This window comes from Streptomyces sp. Ag109_G2-15 (assembly GCF_900215565.1).
Classification (GTDB): domain Bacteria; phylum Actinomycetota; class Actinomycetes; order Streptomycetales; family Streptomycetaceae; genus Streptomyces; species Streptomyces diastatochromogenes.
In genome coordinates, this window is sequence record NZ_OCNI01000001.1 from 4,427,196 (window position 1) to 4,441,455 (window position 14,260).

The 14,260-nt window shown below is 71.9% G+C and carries 12 protein-coding genes; 2 read left to right on the forward strand and 10 right to left on the reverse strand.

The genetic code is table 11. The features are described 5' to 3' along the window. Positions 1-27: 27 nt before the first annotated feature. The 6 genes from CRP49_RS19880 to CRP49_RS19905 all read right to left on the reverse strand — a co-directional run bounded on the left by CRP49_RS19880 (position 28) and on the right by CRP49_RS19905 (position 9,064). A complete protein-coding gene (locus CRP49_RS19880) occupies positions 28-1,371 on the reverse strand; it encodes a VWA domain-containing protein (RefSeq protein ID WP_097254583.1) in 1,344 nt (447 codons plus the stop codon). 102 nt (positions 1,372-1,473) lie between these two features. Continuing rightward, positions 1,474-2,781, reverse strand: coding sequence for a PP2C family serine/threonine-protein phosphatase (locus CRP49_RS19885; RefSeq protein WP_097254584.1), 1,308 nt, complete (start codon positions 2,779-2,781; stop codon positions 1,474-1,476). A 3-nt stretch (positions 2,782-2,784) separates the two neighbouring features. Beyond that, a complete protein-coding gene (locus CRP49_RS19890; protein ID WP_097254585.1) occupies positions 2,785-5,253 on the reverse strand; it encodes a serine/threonine-protein kinase in 2,469 nt (822 codons plus the stop codon). Continuing rightward, positions 5,250-6,542, reverse strand: a complete 1,293-nt coding sequence (locus CRP49_RS19895) for a hypothetical protein (RefSeq protein WP_097254586.1) — start codon at positions 6,540-6,542, stop codon at positions 5,250-5,252. The genes CRP49_RS19890 and CRP49_RS19895 overlap by 4 nt, the downstream gene beginning before the upstream one ends. Before the next feature lie 51 nt (positions 6,543-6,593). Then, complete coding sequence (locus tag CRP49_RS19900) at positions 6,594-7,625, reverse strand: glutamate ABC transporter substrate-binding protein (RefSeq protein WP_097254587.1); 1,032 nt, start codon at positions 7,623-7,625, stop codon at positions 6,594-6,596. A gap of 14 nt (positions 7,626-7,639) precedes the next feature. Continuing rightward, positions 7,640-9,064, reverse strand: coding sequence for a hypothetical protein (locus CRP49_RS19905; RefSeq protein WP_373560358.1), 1,425 nt, complete (start codon positions 9,062-9,064; stop codon positions 7,640-7,642). A gap of 193 nt (positions 9,065-9,257) precedes the next feature. Between CRP49_RS19905 and CRP49_RS19910 the strand changes: the two genes are divergently transcribed. Both CRP49_RS19910 and CRP49_RS19915 read left to right on the forward strand, forming a co-directional pair. Beyond that, positions 9,258-9,704 (forward strand): VOC family protein, encoded by a 447-nt coding sequence (locus CRP49_RS19910; protein ID WP_097257453.1) that lies wholly within the window; start codon positions 9,258-9,260, stop codon positions 9,702-9,704. 6 nt (positions 9,705-9,710) lie between these two features. Then, positions 9,711-10,202, forward strand: coding sequence for a GNAT family N-acetyltransferase (locus tag CRP49_RS19915; protein WP_097254588.1), 492 nt, complete (start codon positions 9,711-9,713; stop codon positions 10,200-10,202). Here the strand turns inward: CRP49_RS19915 and CRP49_RS19920 are convergent. The 4 genes from CRP49_RS19920 to CRP49_RS19935 are packed head-to-tail and all read right to left on the reverse strand — an operon-like array spanning position 10,178 to position 14,258. Continuing rightward, the gene (locus CRP49_RS19920; RefSeq protein WP_097254589.1) at positions 10,178-11,158 is read right to left on the reverse strand and encodes an N-acetylglucosamine kinase; all 981 of its coding nucleotides are present in this window, start codon (positions 11,156-11,158) and stop codon (positions 10,178-10,180) included. The two genes, CRP49_RS19915 and CRP49_RS19920, sit on opposite strands and share 25 nt — an antisense overlap. After that, positions 11,149-12,414, reverse strand: coding sequence for a 6-phospho-beta-glucosidase (locus tag CRP49_RS19925; protein ID WP_097254590.1), 1,266 nt, complete (start codon positions 12,412-12,414; stop codon positions 11,149-11,151). Before CRP49_RS19925 ends, CRP49_RS19920 begins: the two co-directional genes overlap by 10 nt. Before the next feature lie 6 nt (positions 12,415-12,420). Next, complete coding sequence (locus CRP49_RS19930) at positions 12,421-13,314, reverse strand: carbohydrate ABC transporter permease (RefSeq protein ID WP_097254591.1); 894 nt, start codon at positions 13,312-13,314, stop codon at positions 12,421-12,423. A gap of 2 nt (positions 13,315-13,316) precedes the next feature. After that, the gene (locus tag CRP49_RS19935; protein WP_097254592.1) at positions 13,317-14,258 is read right to left on the reverse strand and encodes a carbohydrate ABC transporter permease; all 942 of its coding nucleotides are present in this window, start codon (positions 14,256-14,258) and stop codon (positions 13,317-13,319) included. Positions 14,259-14,260 lie beyond the last annotated feature (2 nt).

A 14,260-nucleotide genomic window follows, 5' to 3' on the forward strand; every position in this document is an offset into this window, starting at 1 on the left:
AGGGTCCTACTCAGTACTGCTGAGTCACTACTTCTTTACACGAACAGTCTTTGTGGACCGGGTCTCGAGAGTCATCTCGTCGGCCTCCGCGACCTTCGCCTTCAGTCGCACAGTACCTGTCGCTGCATCGACCACGTCCACCACCTTCGCAAGCAGTTTCGCAGTATCGGCGTTCCCGGAGGCACTGGCGAGCTGAACAGCGCGCCCCAGTTTGGCCGTTGCTCCATCGAAATCGCCCGCTTTGCGAAGATCCAGCCCTTGCTGGATGGCTTGTGCCAGTTCGGCCTGCCCGGTGTAGTGGGCGACTTGGGGGTTGATCGAGGTCGAGGCCGTCATGTCGTCGGTCCACACGGCCCGTACGAGCCCCTGCGCGCCGAGGTTCTGCACCGATCCGTCCGCCTGCGGGATGACCAGCGACACCCGGGCGGCCAGCATCTCCCGGCCGAGACCGGCCGCCGCGACCTCGACGCACAGGTGGTAGTCGCGGGACTCGTCGCCCCAGGACCCGGTGGGATAGTCCCCGGCCCGCGGCCCGGCCTCCGTGCGCCGGCCGGTCAACTCCTCCACCGTGGGCGCGACTTGCTTGACGAACCTGATGGTCGTACCGACCGGCGTCCACACCCGGAGGGTGACGTCGGCGACCTCCTTGCCCATCGCCGTCTCCATCATCCGCGTGAAGTCGGCGGCCAGGCCCGCCGGGTCGGCGACGATGTCGGCGGTGCCGAGCAGCGCGGAGGCGATACCTGTGACTTCTTTCACTTCCCAGTCGGTGCCCACGCCGCGCGCGTCACAGGTGAACCGCCCGGCGCATTCGGTCAGCGCGGCCCGGAGGTCCTCCGGCGACTCGTGCTCGTTGCGTCCGTCGGTGAGCAGGATGCCGTGCCGGATGGCCACGTCCGCCGAGGACAGCAGCCGGTCGGCCAGTCGCAGCCAGGTGCCGATGGCGGTGCCGCCGCCCGCGCTGAGCCGGCGCAGCGCCTGCTTGGCCTGCTCGCGCGTGGTGGCGTCGGCGACCGCGAGCCGTCCGCCGCCGGGGTACACCTCCTTGGCGACGTGCGTGCCGCCGATCACCGCGAAGTGGGTGCCGTCGCGCAGGGTGTCGATCGCGGCGGCCGTGGCGTCCCGGGCGTTGCGCATCTTGGTCGGCGGGTAGTCCATGGAGCCCGAGCAGTCGACCATGATCGCCACCGCGGCGGAGGGCCCGTGGCCCGGTGTGTACAGCGGCGCGGCGACCGCGCTCCCGATCGTGCCGCCCCCCGTCGCCGTCACCGTGACGATGGCGTTGACCTCACGGCCGCCCTCGGGCAGGTACTCGTTCTGGTAGACGTCGACCGAGAACTGCGGCACGTGCGACTTCGCGAAATTGGCCATGTTTGTCTAGATCCCCCTCGGACACCCCGCCGAAGCGAGGCACATGCGTGTGGACGGACCGGTCCCCTCCGGTCCGTCGAGGCTTCCCCGTTTTCTACGGCCTCAGGCCGATCCTGCCCCCTGCGGCGGCGCGGGGAACGGCACGACGGCCACTGTTACGTTGTCGTGGCCCCCGCCGTCCAGGGCGTGGCCGACCAGAACCCGGGCGCTGTGCAGCGGCCGCTCGGCCGCGTCGGCCGGGACCACCTCGGACATCTCCTCGGCCGTCTCCGCGTAGTTCCACAGGCCGTCGGTGCACACCACCACGACACCGGGCCGGTCCGGCTTGAAGGAGGCGGTGTGCGGCTCAAGTTCGTAGGCGTCCGCGCCGAGCCAGCCGGTGATCGCGTGGGCGCGCTCGTCGGCGTACGCCTCCGCCTCGTTCATCAGGCCGGCCGCGACCATCTGCGCCGCCCAGGAGTCGTCCTCGGTCAGCCGGGCCGCGGGCGCGCCGCGGTCGGCCGGCACCCAGTAGGCGCGGCTGTCGCCGACCCAGCCGACCACCAGCAGCCCGGAGGTGACGACCGCGCCGACGATGGTGCAGGCCGGGGCGTTCTGGTGCGGGGCGTGCTCGCGGGCCGAAGCGGGCTCCTCGGCGAGCGCGTTGACGGCCTGGGCGGCGGCCACGATCGCCTCGTGCATCGCCTGCTGCGGGTGGGTGCCGCGCGGCAGGGCGGCCAGCAGGGTGTCACCGGCAGCCTGCGCGGCGGCCGCGGAGGCCTCGTCGGGGCGGGTCGCCGAGGACACGCCGTCGCAGACGATCGCCAGGGTGGCGGGCGAGCCGTCGGGCAGCGCGGTGTGGTCGACGGTGAAGGCGTCCTCGTTGCGGTGGTGGCGCAGGCCGCGGTCGCTGACCGCGGCGACCGGGCCCGACTCCCGCTCCATGTGGTCGCGTTCGCGGGGCTGGGCGTGCCCGCAGTTCTCGCAGTAGCCGTCGCTGTCCACCCGGCCCGCCCGGCAGGCCACACAGACCGGCTGGGGCTCCTCCGGCACGGCGGGGGCCGCCGCGCGCGGGTCCGGGGCCTGCAGCGGGTACTCGTCGGGCTCCGGGGGCCGGTCGAAGCGGACGCCGGGCGCGGCCGGCTCCTGGGCGTGCAGGGACTTGCCGCCCGAGTCGGTGCCGGGCAGATCGGCCGGCAGATGCACCTCGCCCGGGGTGCTGCCGGAGCCGGCCGGCTCGGGGGCGGGCCAGTCCACGCCGTCCCCGGGCGCGGGGGAGCCGGTCATGGTGAGCGTCGGATGGTCCTGCGGCGGCACGGGCACGACGGAGAGGTCGTATCCGCACGCGCCGCAGAAAAGGTCACCCGACTCGAGCGGCTCCGTGCAGCTCGGGCACTTCGACAGTGCGGCCTGCTGGGGCATCTGCGACATCAACTACACCCACGTCCGGGGGCGGTAACGGTTGGCCCGTTCCACCAGTTCGATCCTCTCCTGGCCGCCGGTCGCCAGCCGGGCCAGCGTGCGGTACGCGCGCTCCAGTCCGAAGCGGAGGCCCCGCTCGTCCAGACCGCTGCCGAGCAGCACCCGTCCGCCGACGGCGGGTTGGGCGGTGCCCTCGCCTGTGGAGAGTATCCAGTCCAGCGCGCTGCCGAGGACTTCGGCCGACAACTGCTCGCGCCGGGCCGGATCCAGACCGTACGCGTCCAGCGCCTCGACCTGCCCGGCGGCGGCCGTCAGGTCGTCCAGGAACGGTACGTCGGCGGCGGTCGCCGTGCGTTGTCTGAGCCGGGCCCGGACCGCGGCGACCCGGGCTGCCGTGTAGTGGATGGAGGACTCCGGCACCGACTCCAGGGTCCGTACGGCACCGCGCCGGTCCCCGGCCGCGAGCTGCACCCGGGCCAGCCCGAAGGCCGCGCTGACGAAGCTCGGGTCGGTCGCCCACACCAGGCCGTAGTACTCGGCCGCGTTGTCCAGCTGGCCGAGCACCTCCGCGCACAGGCCGAGCGCCAGCTTGGGCGCGGCCTCGCCGGGGAAGGCGTCGTAGATCGCGTCGAAGGAGAGTGCCGCGCCCTCGAAGTCACCGGTGACCAGGGCGGCCACGCCCCGGTACCACACCACCCGCCAGTCGTCGGGCCGTTCCTCGTCCAGCTTGGCCAGCGCCATCAGCGCGGCCTGGTGGTCGCCGCTTTCCAGCCGGGCCCGGACCTGCCGCAGCCGGGTCTCGACGGTCGCCACCGGTGCCGCGTCCAGCGCGCTGATCAGTTCGGCCGGCGCGGACGCCATCAGGCCCGCCAGGAAACCGGCGTTGGGGTCGCCCGGGTCGACCAGCGGGACGGGCAGGGCGAGGGCGGCGGCGGGGGTGTCGACCGGCTTGACGATCGCTGCCGGGGGCAGCGCGGGGACGGGATGGGCGCTGCGCACCTGCCGCGCCCCGAGCCGTGACACGTCCCCGTCCAGCTTGGGGAACAACTCCGCGTCCGTGACCTTCACTTCGGGCCCCAGCAGCGTCGACAGCGCGGGCCGGGCCTGCCCCGTCTGCAGCGAGACGACCTCGCGCAGGACCCCGGTCAGCTGCTCGGCCATCTCCTGCGCGGAGGCGAACCGGCGGGCCGGGTCGGGGTCGGTGGCGCGGACCAGGAGCCGGTAGAAGGACTCGTAGCGGCGGAAGACCTCGATGTGGTCCGGGTCGGGCAGGGAGTCCACGAAGACGTTCGTGTAGCCCTGGAAGTCGAAGGTGAGCACCGCGAGGGTACGGCCCACCGTGTACAGGTCGCTCGCCACCGACGGGCCGACCTCGGCGACCTCGGGCGCCTGGTAGCCCACCGTGCCGTAGATCGCCGACTCGTCGTCGTCCATCCGGCGCACCGCGCCCATGTCGATCAGCTTGAGCTGGTCCTCGGTCTGGATGGCGTTGTCGACCTTGAAGTCGCAGTACAGCAGATTGCGGCTGTGCAGATGGCCGAGCGCCTCAAGCGCCTCGATGCCGTACGCGCAGGCCTGCTCCACCGGCAGCGGATCGCGCCGGCCGTCCGGTGTGCGGCGGGCGTTGGCGATCTCCTTCAGCGACTTGCCGCCGACGTACTCCATGACGATGTAGCCGTCGAGGGAGCCGGTGCGCTGGTCGAGGTGCTCGACGAAGTTGTAGATCCGCACGATGTTGGCGTGCTCGATCTCCGCGAGGAACCGCCGCTCGGAGATCGCGGCCTCCATCGCGTCCTGGTCGCCGGTGTCCAGCAGGCCCTTGAGCACCACCCACCGGTCGGACACGGCCCGGTCCACGGCGAGGTAGATCCAGCCCAGGCCGCCGTGCGCGAGGCAGCCCGCGACCTCGTACTGGCCGTGCACGACGTCCCCGGCCTTCAGCTTCGGCACGAACGAGTACGGGTGCCCGCACTTGGTGCAGAACCCCTCCGTGCGCCCCGGCCGGTCACCGCGCGCCCGGCCGACGGGAGCCCCGCAGTCGGACCGCGAGCAGAACCGCTTCCGCTCGGGCACCTCCGGGTTCTCCAGCACCATCGCGCGCGGGTCGGGACGCGGCACCTGCGGCACCGAGACAAGCCCTGCGCCCAGCCGCCCCCGCGTGGAGGTGCCCGAGGCGGAGCCGGAGCTGCGCACGGACACCGAGCGGCCGGTGGACTTGCCCGACAGGGAGCGCGAGAGCCGCCCGGACACCGAGCGCCGCGACCGGGACGACTGCGACGACGTACGCGCGCTGCGGGAACTGCCGCTGCTCGCCGAGCCCTTGCCGCCGCTGGTGATCCCGGTGGGCGGCGAGCCGACCATGCCGCTCGACGAGACGACGGGGGCGAGGCCACAGGTGTCGCAGTACAGCTCACCGCCGCCGACGTCCTCGTACGTCCCCTCGCAGCCCGGCCGCTGACAGCTCTGCTGTGCCTGGCTCACGCGTGCTCCCCCTTCCGGTCCTCGGGCCCGTGCTGCTCGGGCACGCGCGGTGCGCCGAACTGTTCGGCCGCCGCCTGCTGGTAGCGCAGCACGGCCTGTTCGGCCACCCGCAGGTCGCAGGGCGCGCTCCACAGCATGCGCCGGGCGGCGTCGTACCGCTCCATCAGCAGCGGGTCCTCGGCCAGCCCGTGCCGGGCGACCTTCGCCTTGTACGCGTCCAGGCGGCCGCGCAGCTCGGCGCGGACCGCGAGCGGCGCGGTGACCGCCGTCAACGACTCACGGGCCCGCAGCAGTTCGTCCTCGGCCTTCTGTTCCAGGGACTCCAGGAGCGGGGAGAGCCGGTGCCACTGCGCCTGCCGCCGGTACTCGGCCGCGGTCGCCAGCTGTTCCTGCAGCGCGGTCGGCGGCCCGCTGACGACGGGCACCTCGGTCGCGGCGATCTTGGCGAGCACCTCACCGCGCGCGGTGCGCGCCTCGGCGAGGGTGCGGTCCGCGCGGGAGAGCACGTCCCGCAGCCGGATCAGCCGCGCCTCGGCATCCTGGCGGACCGTCAGCACGGCGTCGATCTCGCGCCGTACGTCCTCCAGGGCGCGCGCCTCACGGTCGTACACCGTGGTGTCCGGGCGGCCGCCGCCGGGCGCCGAACTGCCCTCCGCCGGCACCCAGAAGGCGAGCGGGTCCGAGACCACGTCCTCGCGCAGCTTGGTCAGCGTGCGGGTGATGCGCTCCAGGTCGTCGCCGGCCGGGTGCTCGCCGGGGCGTACGCCGACGGAGTGCGCGAGTTTGCGGGTGCGCTGGAGTTCCGCGGCGAGTAAATCGATCCGGGCGGGCAGCGCCGACCAGACCGCGTCGGCGGTGACCACCAGGTCCAGCGAGGACGCGTACAGCTCGTTCATCCGGTCGACCAGGGTGCCCAGCGAGAAGCTCTCGCTGAGCTTGCCGGTGCCGCCCGGGACCGTGACGCCCTCGCCGCGCAGCAGTTCTGTCAGCTCCACCAGGTCCTCGCGGCTGGACCAGCGGCGCCGGGAGCGGATCTCCCGGGCGGAGCGCAGCGCGGCCGTGTAGGCGTCGAAGTACGCCCACAGCAGGGTGATCGACGCCTCCGTGGCCGCCCAGCGTTCCCTGGTGACGCCGGTCAGTTCGGCGCCTTCGAGGAGTCTGCGGCCCGCGTGGTCCTGGAGGGCGAGCAGCGAGGTCTCGATCGCCTCGTGCTCCGCGCCGAGCCGCGCCAGCGCACGGTCCACCTCGTCCCGGTCCATCACCGGCCCGGCGGGGTCCGTGACGCCCATCGATCACCTCTCGCTGCTGTGTGGTTGGCCTGGGTCGTTGGTGGGTGGAAGTCAGCTCGTGCGCAGATACTCCGGGGCCGGCGGCTTGGACGGTCCCGAGTCCTTGCCCAGTGTGGCCGACAGCCATCTGTCGTACGACGCCTGCCAGCCGTTCGCTCGGTAGCCGACCAGGATGCGATTGACCCGGCGTACCAGATCGGTGGCGTCCTTCTTCATCGCCACGCCGTAGTACTCGGTGGTGAACGCCTTGCCCTTCAGTTCGACCGTCGGGTCCTGGGCGGCCTGGCTCGCGGCGAGCGCGCCGTCGGTGACGACGGCGTCGACCTCACCGAGCTGCAAACGGACCAGGCAGTCGAGCTGGTTGGGGACGGTGGTGGAGATGTCGGTGGAGGCGGGCAGGGTGCCCTTGTCCCGGTCCGCCTTCAGCTTGAGGTAGGCGGTGGAACCGGACGCCGTGCAGATCTTCTTGTGCGCGAGCGTGTCGTCGTACCCGGTGATGGCCGACGACTTGGGCGCGAGCACCTGCTGTCCGGTCTTGAAGTAGGGCGCGGAGAAGGCGACTTCGCCGAGCCGCTGGCAGTTGATGGTCATCGTGCGCACGACCATGTCGACCCGGCCGTCCTGGATGGCGGGGATGCGCTGGCTGGTCGGTATCGCCTTGAACTGCACCGCGTCCGGGTCGCCGAGGATGTCCGCGGCGATCCGGTGCACCAGGTCGATGTCGAAGCCCTCCAGCTCCGCGCCCTCGGTGTTCGGGTTGCGGTAGCCCCAGTGGTAGCTGTTCTGGTCGACGCCGACGACCAGCTTGCGCTTGGCGCCCGCACGGGACTTGATGGCGTCGATCGTCGGCCCGTCGGCGCCGGACGGCGACAGCGTCTGCTTCTGCGCCTCGGAGTCCTTGCAGTCCGCGGCCCGGGCCTGGGTGGCCTCCGCCACTCCCGGGCCGGCGGTGTGCCCGACCGGGGGGGACTCCTGGGTCCGCGGCAGCAGCAGGACGAACGCCAGCGCCAGGGCGCACAGCACCGCCATCGCGCCGACTCCGCCCCAGCCCCGCAGGGAGGCCCGTGCACGTGCTGCGTACATCGTCCTGCCCCCTGTCACCGGTACTCCGAAAGCCTGCGCCCGATGCCGGCGACCGCGCCCGCGGCGCCGAGGACCGCCAGTACGGCGGCACCCACGGACAGCCCGGTCATCGCGTCCAGTCCGTCACCCGCGGCCTGCTGGAACTCGGTCTGCTCGTGGTCGATGGCCCGGGCGAGGTTGCTGTCGACACTGTCGAAGCACTCGCCGGTCGCGCCCTTGCCGCCGATCACCATGTCCAGCGCCTGCTGGTAGTTGCCGTTCTCGTCCTCGGTACGGGCGGAGGTGTGACGCTTCTTCCACACCGCCATGTTGCCCTCGGCCGCCTTGACCGGCTTGGTGCCCGCCTGGTCGTCGGCGAGCCGGTCGGCCTCGGTGAGGCCCTTGCCGAGCACGGTCATGTCCTTGTCGAAGTCGTAGTAGTACGCGTCGTACGTCTGTTCGCCGACCGTCACCGTCTCGGCGCCGCGCGCCACCAGGCTCAGGTTCTCGTTGCCGCGCGCCTTCAGGGAGGCGATCCGCGCGTCGTGCAGGACCTTCAGCGAGCGGATGCCGTGGTCGTAGGAGCCGTCGAGGCCCGAGCGTGCGACGGTGTGCCCGACGACCAGCCACAGCAGCACCACACCGGTGGCGGCGGTGGCGGCAACGAGTCCGTGGTTGAGGACCCGGTTGGTGCGCCGGTACGTACGGTGCTGGGCCCAGCCGAGCGCGGTCAGGGCGAGCACGCCGAGCGCTATCGCCGCCCAGGGGTACGGCGTCGCGTCCCCGTAGTCGGCGTCGAGCCGCTGGTTCTCCTTCGTGTAGAGATCCTCCGCCGCCGGGAGCATCTCCTTCTGCATCTTCTCGTTGGCGTACCGCAGATACGCGCCGCCGACCGGGTATCCCTGGCGGTTGTAGGTCCGGGCGCGCTCGATGAGCCCCTTGTACTCGGGCAGCAGCTGGTTCAGCTTGGCGACGGTCGCCTCGGAGGGGGAGCCCGGCTCGGCGTTGGCGGCGGCCGTGACGAGCCCTTCGGCGGCCGCACGGATGTCCTTCTCGTACCGGTCTCGCGAGTCCGCGGTCTCCTGCCCGCCGGCCAGGAACCCGCTGGATGCGGCCGTGTTGGCGTCGGCCAGCGAGCGGTAGATGCCGGCCGCGCCGGCACTGAGCGGCTGGCTGCGGTGCAGCACGTCGTCGGCGGCGGCCGCGCGCTCGGAGGTCTGCCAGGCGGTGACCGCACCGAATGCGACGACGAGCAGCGCGAGGACGGCGCCGATGATCCGCAGCCGCCCGGGCTCGGTGGTCGCGGCGGCCCGCACCCGCTCGACACCCTCGGCGAAGGCGGTACGGCGGGGGGCCGGAGGCGGGCCCGGCCGTGCGGGTGCGCCGGGCTGAGGGGGGACGGTGGGCAGGGCGGAGCCCACCTGTGGTGGCGCCGCGCTGCTCTTCGGCGGGTGTGTCACTTGACCTCCCCCATGGTCATCCGTTCGCCGCCAAGTATCACCGCCCGGACTGACATCCGCACCAGCCTTCACTCGATCTTGATCGGATCGCAGCGCAACCTACGGAATGACGGCGCGGGGAGCCTTCCGCACCACCCCCTGCCGATGAACACGCCGGGTGCGTCGGATCGGTTCCCTTGTACCCTTCGCCGACATGCACGGACGACCCCGTCACGACCCCGGCACTCCCCGCATGGCACGCCACGACTGGTGGGGCGTGGTCCTCGAAGCCCCCGACCCGCACGCGCTCGCCCGCTTCTACTCGGAACTCCTCGGCTGGGAGATCGCCAAGGAGGACGCCGACGAAGCGGCCCTCACCCCACCGGAGGGCGTGGCCTACCTCGCCATCCAGCGCGCGGACGACTACGTCCCCCCGGTCTGGCCCGCCCGTGAGGGCGCGCAACGCATCACCATGCACCTCGACTTCGAGGTGACGGACCTGGGAGCCGCGGTGGCACACGCCCTGCACCTCGGCGCCCGCGAGGCCGACCACCAGCCCCAGGACAACGTCAGGGTCCTGCTCGACCCGGCCGGGCATCCCTTCTGCCTCTATGCGGACAGCGGTGACGGCGGTGACGGCGGTGACGGCGAGGACGAGTAGACGCGCTTGCGATCCGGGGCAGTTGATGCCCAGTGGCGGCCCGGCGAGCTGGACGAGAGCCACTTCCGCCGGATCCTGGCCAGTGGCGAGGTCTGGCTCGCCGAGGCCGACGGCCGCCTGGCCGGGGCCTGGGAGCTGTGGTGGGAGGACGAGGACGCCTGGGGGCCGCAGCCGCCGGTGGCCGGTTACGTCTACCGGCTGATGGTGGACCGCGGCAGTGCCCCGCCCGGGACGGGGCGACCGCTTCTGCAGGCCGCGGAGCGTCGTGTGGCCGCGGCGGGGCGGGCGTTGGTGCGCCTGGACTGCCTGGCCGGCAACGAGCGCCTGAACAGGTACTACCTGAACGCCGGCTACCAGGCCGTCGGCCACAAGGCGGGCAAGGCGCAGCCGGGCGGTGCGCCCAAGTCGTTCACGCTCCTCGAAAAGACCGTCGGGTCCGCCGTCGCCGAGCAACGGGAACGCGCGCCCGGCGCTCAGTCCTCCCTCTTCTCCCAGTAGGCCCGGGCCCGCTCCCGCGCCTCCGCCTGCGCCCCCAGCCGGTCCAGGCCCAGCAACACCGCGCCCAGGACCGGGCTGGCCGTCACCACCCGGGCGTCGGCCTTGGGGGCCCGGGAGGACAGCAGGTCGCGCAGGGTGTCGTCGAGTTGGGCGTGGCCGGCGGTCAGGACGCTGCCGCCCAGGAGGACCGGGGTCTCCTCGGCGAGGAGGTCGAGGCGGGTCAGGGCGACCGTGGCCATCGTCGCGACCTCCTCCGCGAGGCGGTGCACGATCGAGCGGGCGACCGGGTCGCCCTGTGCGGCCGTCTCGAAGAGGACCGGGGTCAGTTCGTGGCGGCGGCCGTGCTCGACGTGCTCCAGGTGCAAGGCCTCGATCAGCGCGTACATGGAGCGGAGACCGAAGTGGGCCGGGAGCGTGCGGACCAGCTCCGTCGGCTCGCCGCGGCCGTCCTCCGCGCGGGCCGCGTACCAGAGGGCCTCCTCGGCAAGGCCCCAACCGCCGCCCCAGTCGCCGGAGATGCGGCCGATCGCCGGGAAGCGGGCGGTGCGGCCGTCAAGGCGCATGCCGACGCAGTTGATGCCCGCGCCGCACACCACGGCCACGCCCCGGGGCTCGGCCACGCCCGCCCGCAGGATCGCGAAGGTGTCGTTGCGGACCTCCACCGACGCGCCCCACGCGCGCGCGTGCAGCGCGCCGGCCAACTGCTCCTCCTCGACCGGCAGATCGGCGTTGGCCAGGCAGGCGGAGACGTGCGAGGCGGCGGACAGGCCCGCGTCCGACAGGGCCCGCCCGACCGGGTCGGCCAGGGCGTCCATCGCCGCCTCCACGCCCACCGCCGGCGGGCGGAAGCCGCCGCCGCGGGCCGTGGCCAGGACCTCCCCCTCGCCGGTCACCACGGCCACGTCGGTCTTGCTGTTGCCCGCGTCGATAGCGAGGACGGTCGAGGTCAGGCCCACGCCAGGTGCTCCCGGTTGTGCGCGATCAGTCGGTCGGTGAGGGTGTCGGCGTACTCGTACTGGCCGATCAGGGGGTGGGCCAGCAGCGCCCGGAAGACGCGGTCCCGGCCGCCGCGCAGCGCCGCCTCCAGGGCCAGGTCCTCGTACGTCGTCACGTTCGCCACCAGGCCCGCGTACAGCGGGTCCAGGTCCGGGACGGGGAGGGGGGTGGGGCCGGTCGGGCCGACCGCCGCCTGCACCTCGATCACCGCGTCGTCCGGCAGGAAGGGCAGCGTGCCCTTGTTGAGCGTGTTCACCACCTGGTACGGGCTGCCCGTGCCGCCCAGCAGGGCCGCCGCCAGGTCCACCGCCGCCTCCGAGTAGAAGGCGCCGCCCCGCTTGGCCAGCAGCACCGGCTTCTCGTCCAGGGACGGGTCGCCGTACATCGTCAGCAACTCGCGTTCCATCGCGGCGACTTCGGCCGCCCGGGAGGGCTTGGTGCGCAGTTCTCGTACGACCTCGTCGTGGGCGTAGTAGTAGCGCAGGTAGTACGAGGGGACCACGCTCAGGCGGTCCAGGAGGGGGCGGGGCAGGCGCAGGTGGTCGGCGATGGTGTCGCCGTGTTCGGCCAGGAGCTTGGGCAGGACGTTGGCGCCCTCGGGGCCGCCGAGGCGCACCCCCGTCTCCCAGGTGAGGTGGTTCAGGCCCACGTGGTCCAGGTGGACGTCCTTCGGGTCGGTGCCCAGCAGCGCCGCGAACTTGCGCTGGAGACCGATCGCCACGTTGCACAGGCCCACCGCACGGTGGCCCGCCTGGAGCAGGGCGCGGGTGACGATGCCGACCGGGTTGGTGAAGTCGATGATCCACGCGAGCGGGTTCGTACGGCGGACCCGTTCGGCGATGTCGAGGACGACCGGGACCGTGCGCAGCGCCTTGGCGAGGCCGCCCGCGCCGGTCGTCTCCTGGCCGATGCAGCCGCACTCCAGCGGCCAGGTCTCGTCCTGCTCGCGGGCTGCCTGGCCGCCGACACGGAGCTGGAGCAGTACGGCGTCGGCGCCGTCGACTCCCGCGTCCAGGTCGGACGTGGTGACGATCCGGCCGGGGTGCGCCTGCCTGGCGAAGATCCGGCGGGCCAGGCCGCCCACCAGTTCCAGGCGTTCGGCGGCCGGGTCCACGAGCACCAGTTCCTCGATGGGCAGGGTGTCCCTGAGGCGCGCGAAGCCGTCGATGAGTTCGGGGGTGTAGGTCGAGCCTCCGCCGACCACGGTGAGTTTCATGCTTGGTTAACCCTTCACTCCGGTGAGCGTGACGCCTTCCACGAACGCCTTCTGGGCGAAGAAGAACACGAGGATCACGGGGGCCATGACCAGCACGGTCGCGGCCATGGTCAGGTTCCAGTCGGTGTGGTGCGCGCCCTTGAAGGACTCCAGGCCGTAGGAGAGGGTCCAGGCGCCGGGGTTCTCCGAGGCGTAGATCTGGGGGCCGAAGTAGTCGTTCCAGGCGTTGAAGAACTGGAAGAGGGCGACGGCGGCGATGCCCGGCTTCGCCATCGGCAGGACCACCCGCAGCAGGGTGCGCAGGTCGCCGCAGCCGTCCACCTTCGCCGCGTCGACGTACTCGTTCGGGATCGTCATCAGGAACTGGCGCAGCAGGAAGATGGAGAACGCGTCCCCGAACGCCAGCGGGATGACCAGCGGCCACAGCGTGCCCGACAGGTCCAGCTGCTTCGCCCAGAACAGGTACATCGGGATGATGATCACCTGCGGAGGCAGCATCATCATCGAGATCACCAGCATGAGTGACAGGTTGCGGCCCCGGAAGCGGAACTTGGCGAGCGCGTACGCCACCGGGATGGACGACACCACGGTCAGGACGGTGCCGAGGCCGGCGTAGATCAGCGTGTTCTTCCACCAGGTCAGGAAGCCGGGTGTGTCGAAGACCTTCTTGTAGTTGCCCCACTCCCAGGTGTGCGGGATCAGGTCGCGGCTCAGGGCCTGGGTGTCGCTCATCAGCGAGGTCAGGAACACGAACACGAAGGGGAGCGTGAAGAACAGCGCGGCGGCGACGCCGAGGGAGTGGATCGCGATCCACTCCAGCAGGGCCCTGCGGCGGGCGGTGCGCTCCGCCCCGGACACCTGCGCCGTCGGCTTCACCGGCTGGTCCAGTACTTGGGTCATGGTCAGTCACCTGCCTGGATGAGACCGCCCCGGCGCCGCATCAGGAACGCGGTGAACGCCATCGACAGGACGAAGAGGACCAGGGCGACGACACACGCGGAGCCGTAGTCGAAGCGCTGGAAACCGAGGTTGTAGACGAGCTGCGGGAGGGTGAGCGTGGACTTGTCCGGGTAGCCGGGCTCGAACTGGGTGCCCGCGCCCTGGATCACACCCGAGGCGACCTTCCCCGCGATCAGGGGCTGGGTGTAGCACTGCATGGTCTGGATCACGCCGGTGACCACGGCGAACATCACGATCGGGGAGATGTTCGGCAGCGTGACGTACCGGAAGCGCTGCCACGCGGACGCGCCGTCCAGCTCGGCGGCCTCGTACTGCTCCGCCGGCACGTCGAGCAGCGCGGCCATGAAGATGACCATCAGGTCGCCGACGCCCCACAGGAAGAGCAGGGTCAGGGCCGGCTTGGACCAGGCCGGGTCGTTGAACCAGCCCGGCGCCGGGATGCCGGTCTTCTCCAGGAGCGAGTTGACCGGGCCCGTACCGGGGTTGAGCAGGAAGGCGAAGGCCATGGTCGCGGCGACCGGCGGGGCCAGGTACGGCAGATAGAACAGGGTGCGGAAGACACCCGTCCCCGTCTTGATCTTGGTGATGAGCAGGCCGACGCCGAGCCCGAAGAGGACCCGGAGGGTCACCACCACGACGACCAGCCACAGCGTGTTGCGCAGGGCGGGCCAGAAGAGCGGGTAGTGCTCGAAGACGTACGTCCAGTTCTTCGTCCCGCTCCACGTCGGCGGCTCGAAGCCGTCGTAGTGCATGAACGAGAAGTAGACCGTCGAGATCAGCGGGTACGCGAAGAAGACCGCGAAGCCGATCAGCCAGGGCGACATGAAGGCGGCCGTACGCAGTGCTTGTTTCCGCTGCTTCGACGCCAGGGTGATGGTGCTCATGG

What these genes read in the sequence shown, in the direction of transcription:
- CRP49_RS19895 (WP_097254586.1), bottom strand. Translation starts at nt 6,542, where the DNA reads ATGGGCGTCACGGACCCCGCCGGGCCGGTGATGGACCGGGACGAGGTG.
- CRP49_RS19930 (WP_097254591.1), bottom strand. Translation starts at nt 13,314, where the DNA reads ATGACCCAAGTACTGGACCAGCCGGTGAAGCCGACGGCGCAGGTGTCC.
- CRP49_RS19885 (WP_097254584.1), bottom strand. Translation starts at nt 2,781, where the DNA reads ATGTCGCAGATGCCCCAGCAGGCCGCACTGTCGAAGTGCCCGAGCTGC.
- CRP49_RS19900 (WP_097254587.1), bottom strand. Translation starts at nt 7,625, where the DNA reads ATGTACGCAGCACGTGCACGGGCCTCCCTGCGGGGCTGGGGCGGAGTC.
- CRP49_RS19935 (WP_097254592.1), bottom strand. Translation starts at nt 14,258, where the DNA reads ATGAGCACCATCACCCTGGCGTCGAAGCAGCGGAAACAAGCACTGCGT.
- CRP49_RS19880 (WP_097254583.1), bottom strand. Translation starts at nt 1,371, where the DNA reads ATGGCCAATTTCGCGAAGTCGCACGTGCCGCAGTTCTCGGTCGACGTC.
- CRP49_RS19910 (WP_097257453.1), top strand. Translation starts at nt 9,258, where the DNA reads ATGCACGGACGACCCCGTCACGACCCCGGCACTCCCCGCATGGCACGC.
- CRP49_RS19925 (WP_097254590.1), bottom strand. Translation starts at nt 12,414, where the DNA reads ATGAAACTCACCGTGGTCGGCGGAGGCTCGACCTACACCCCCGAACTC.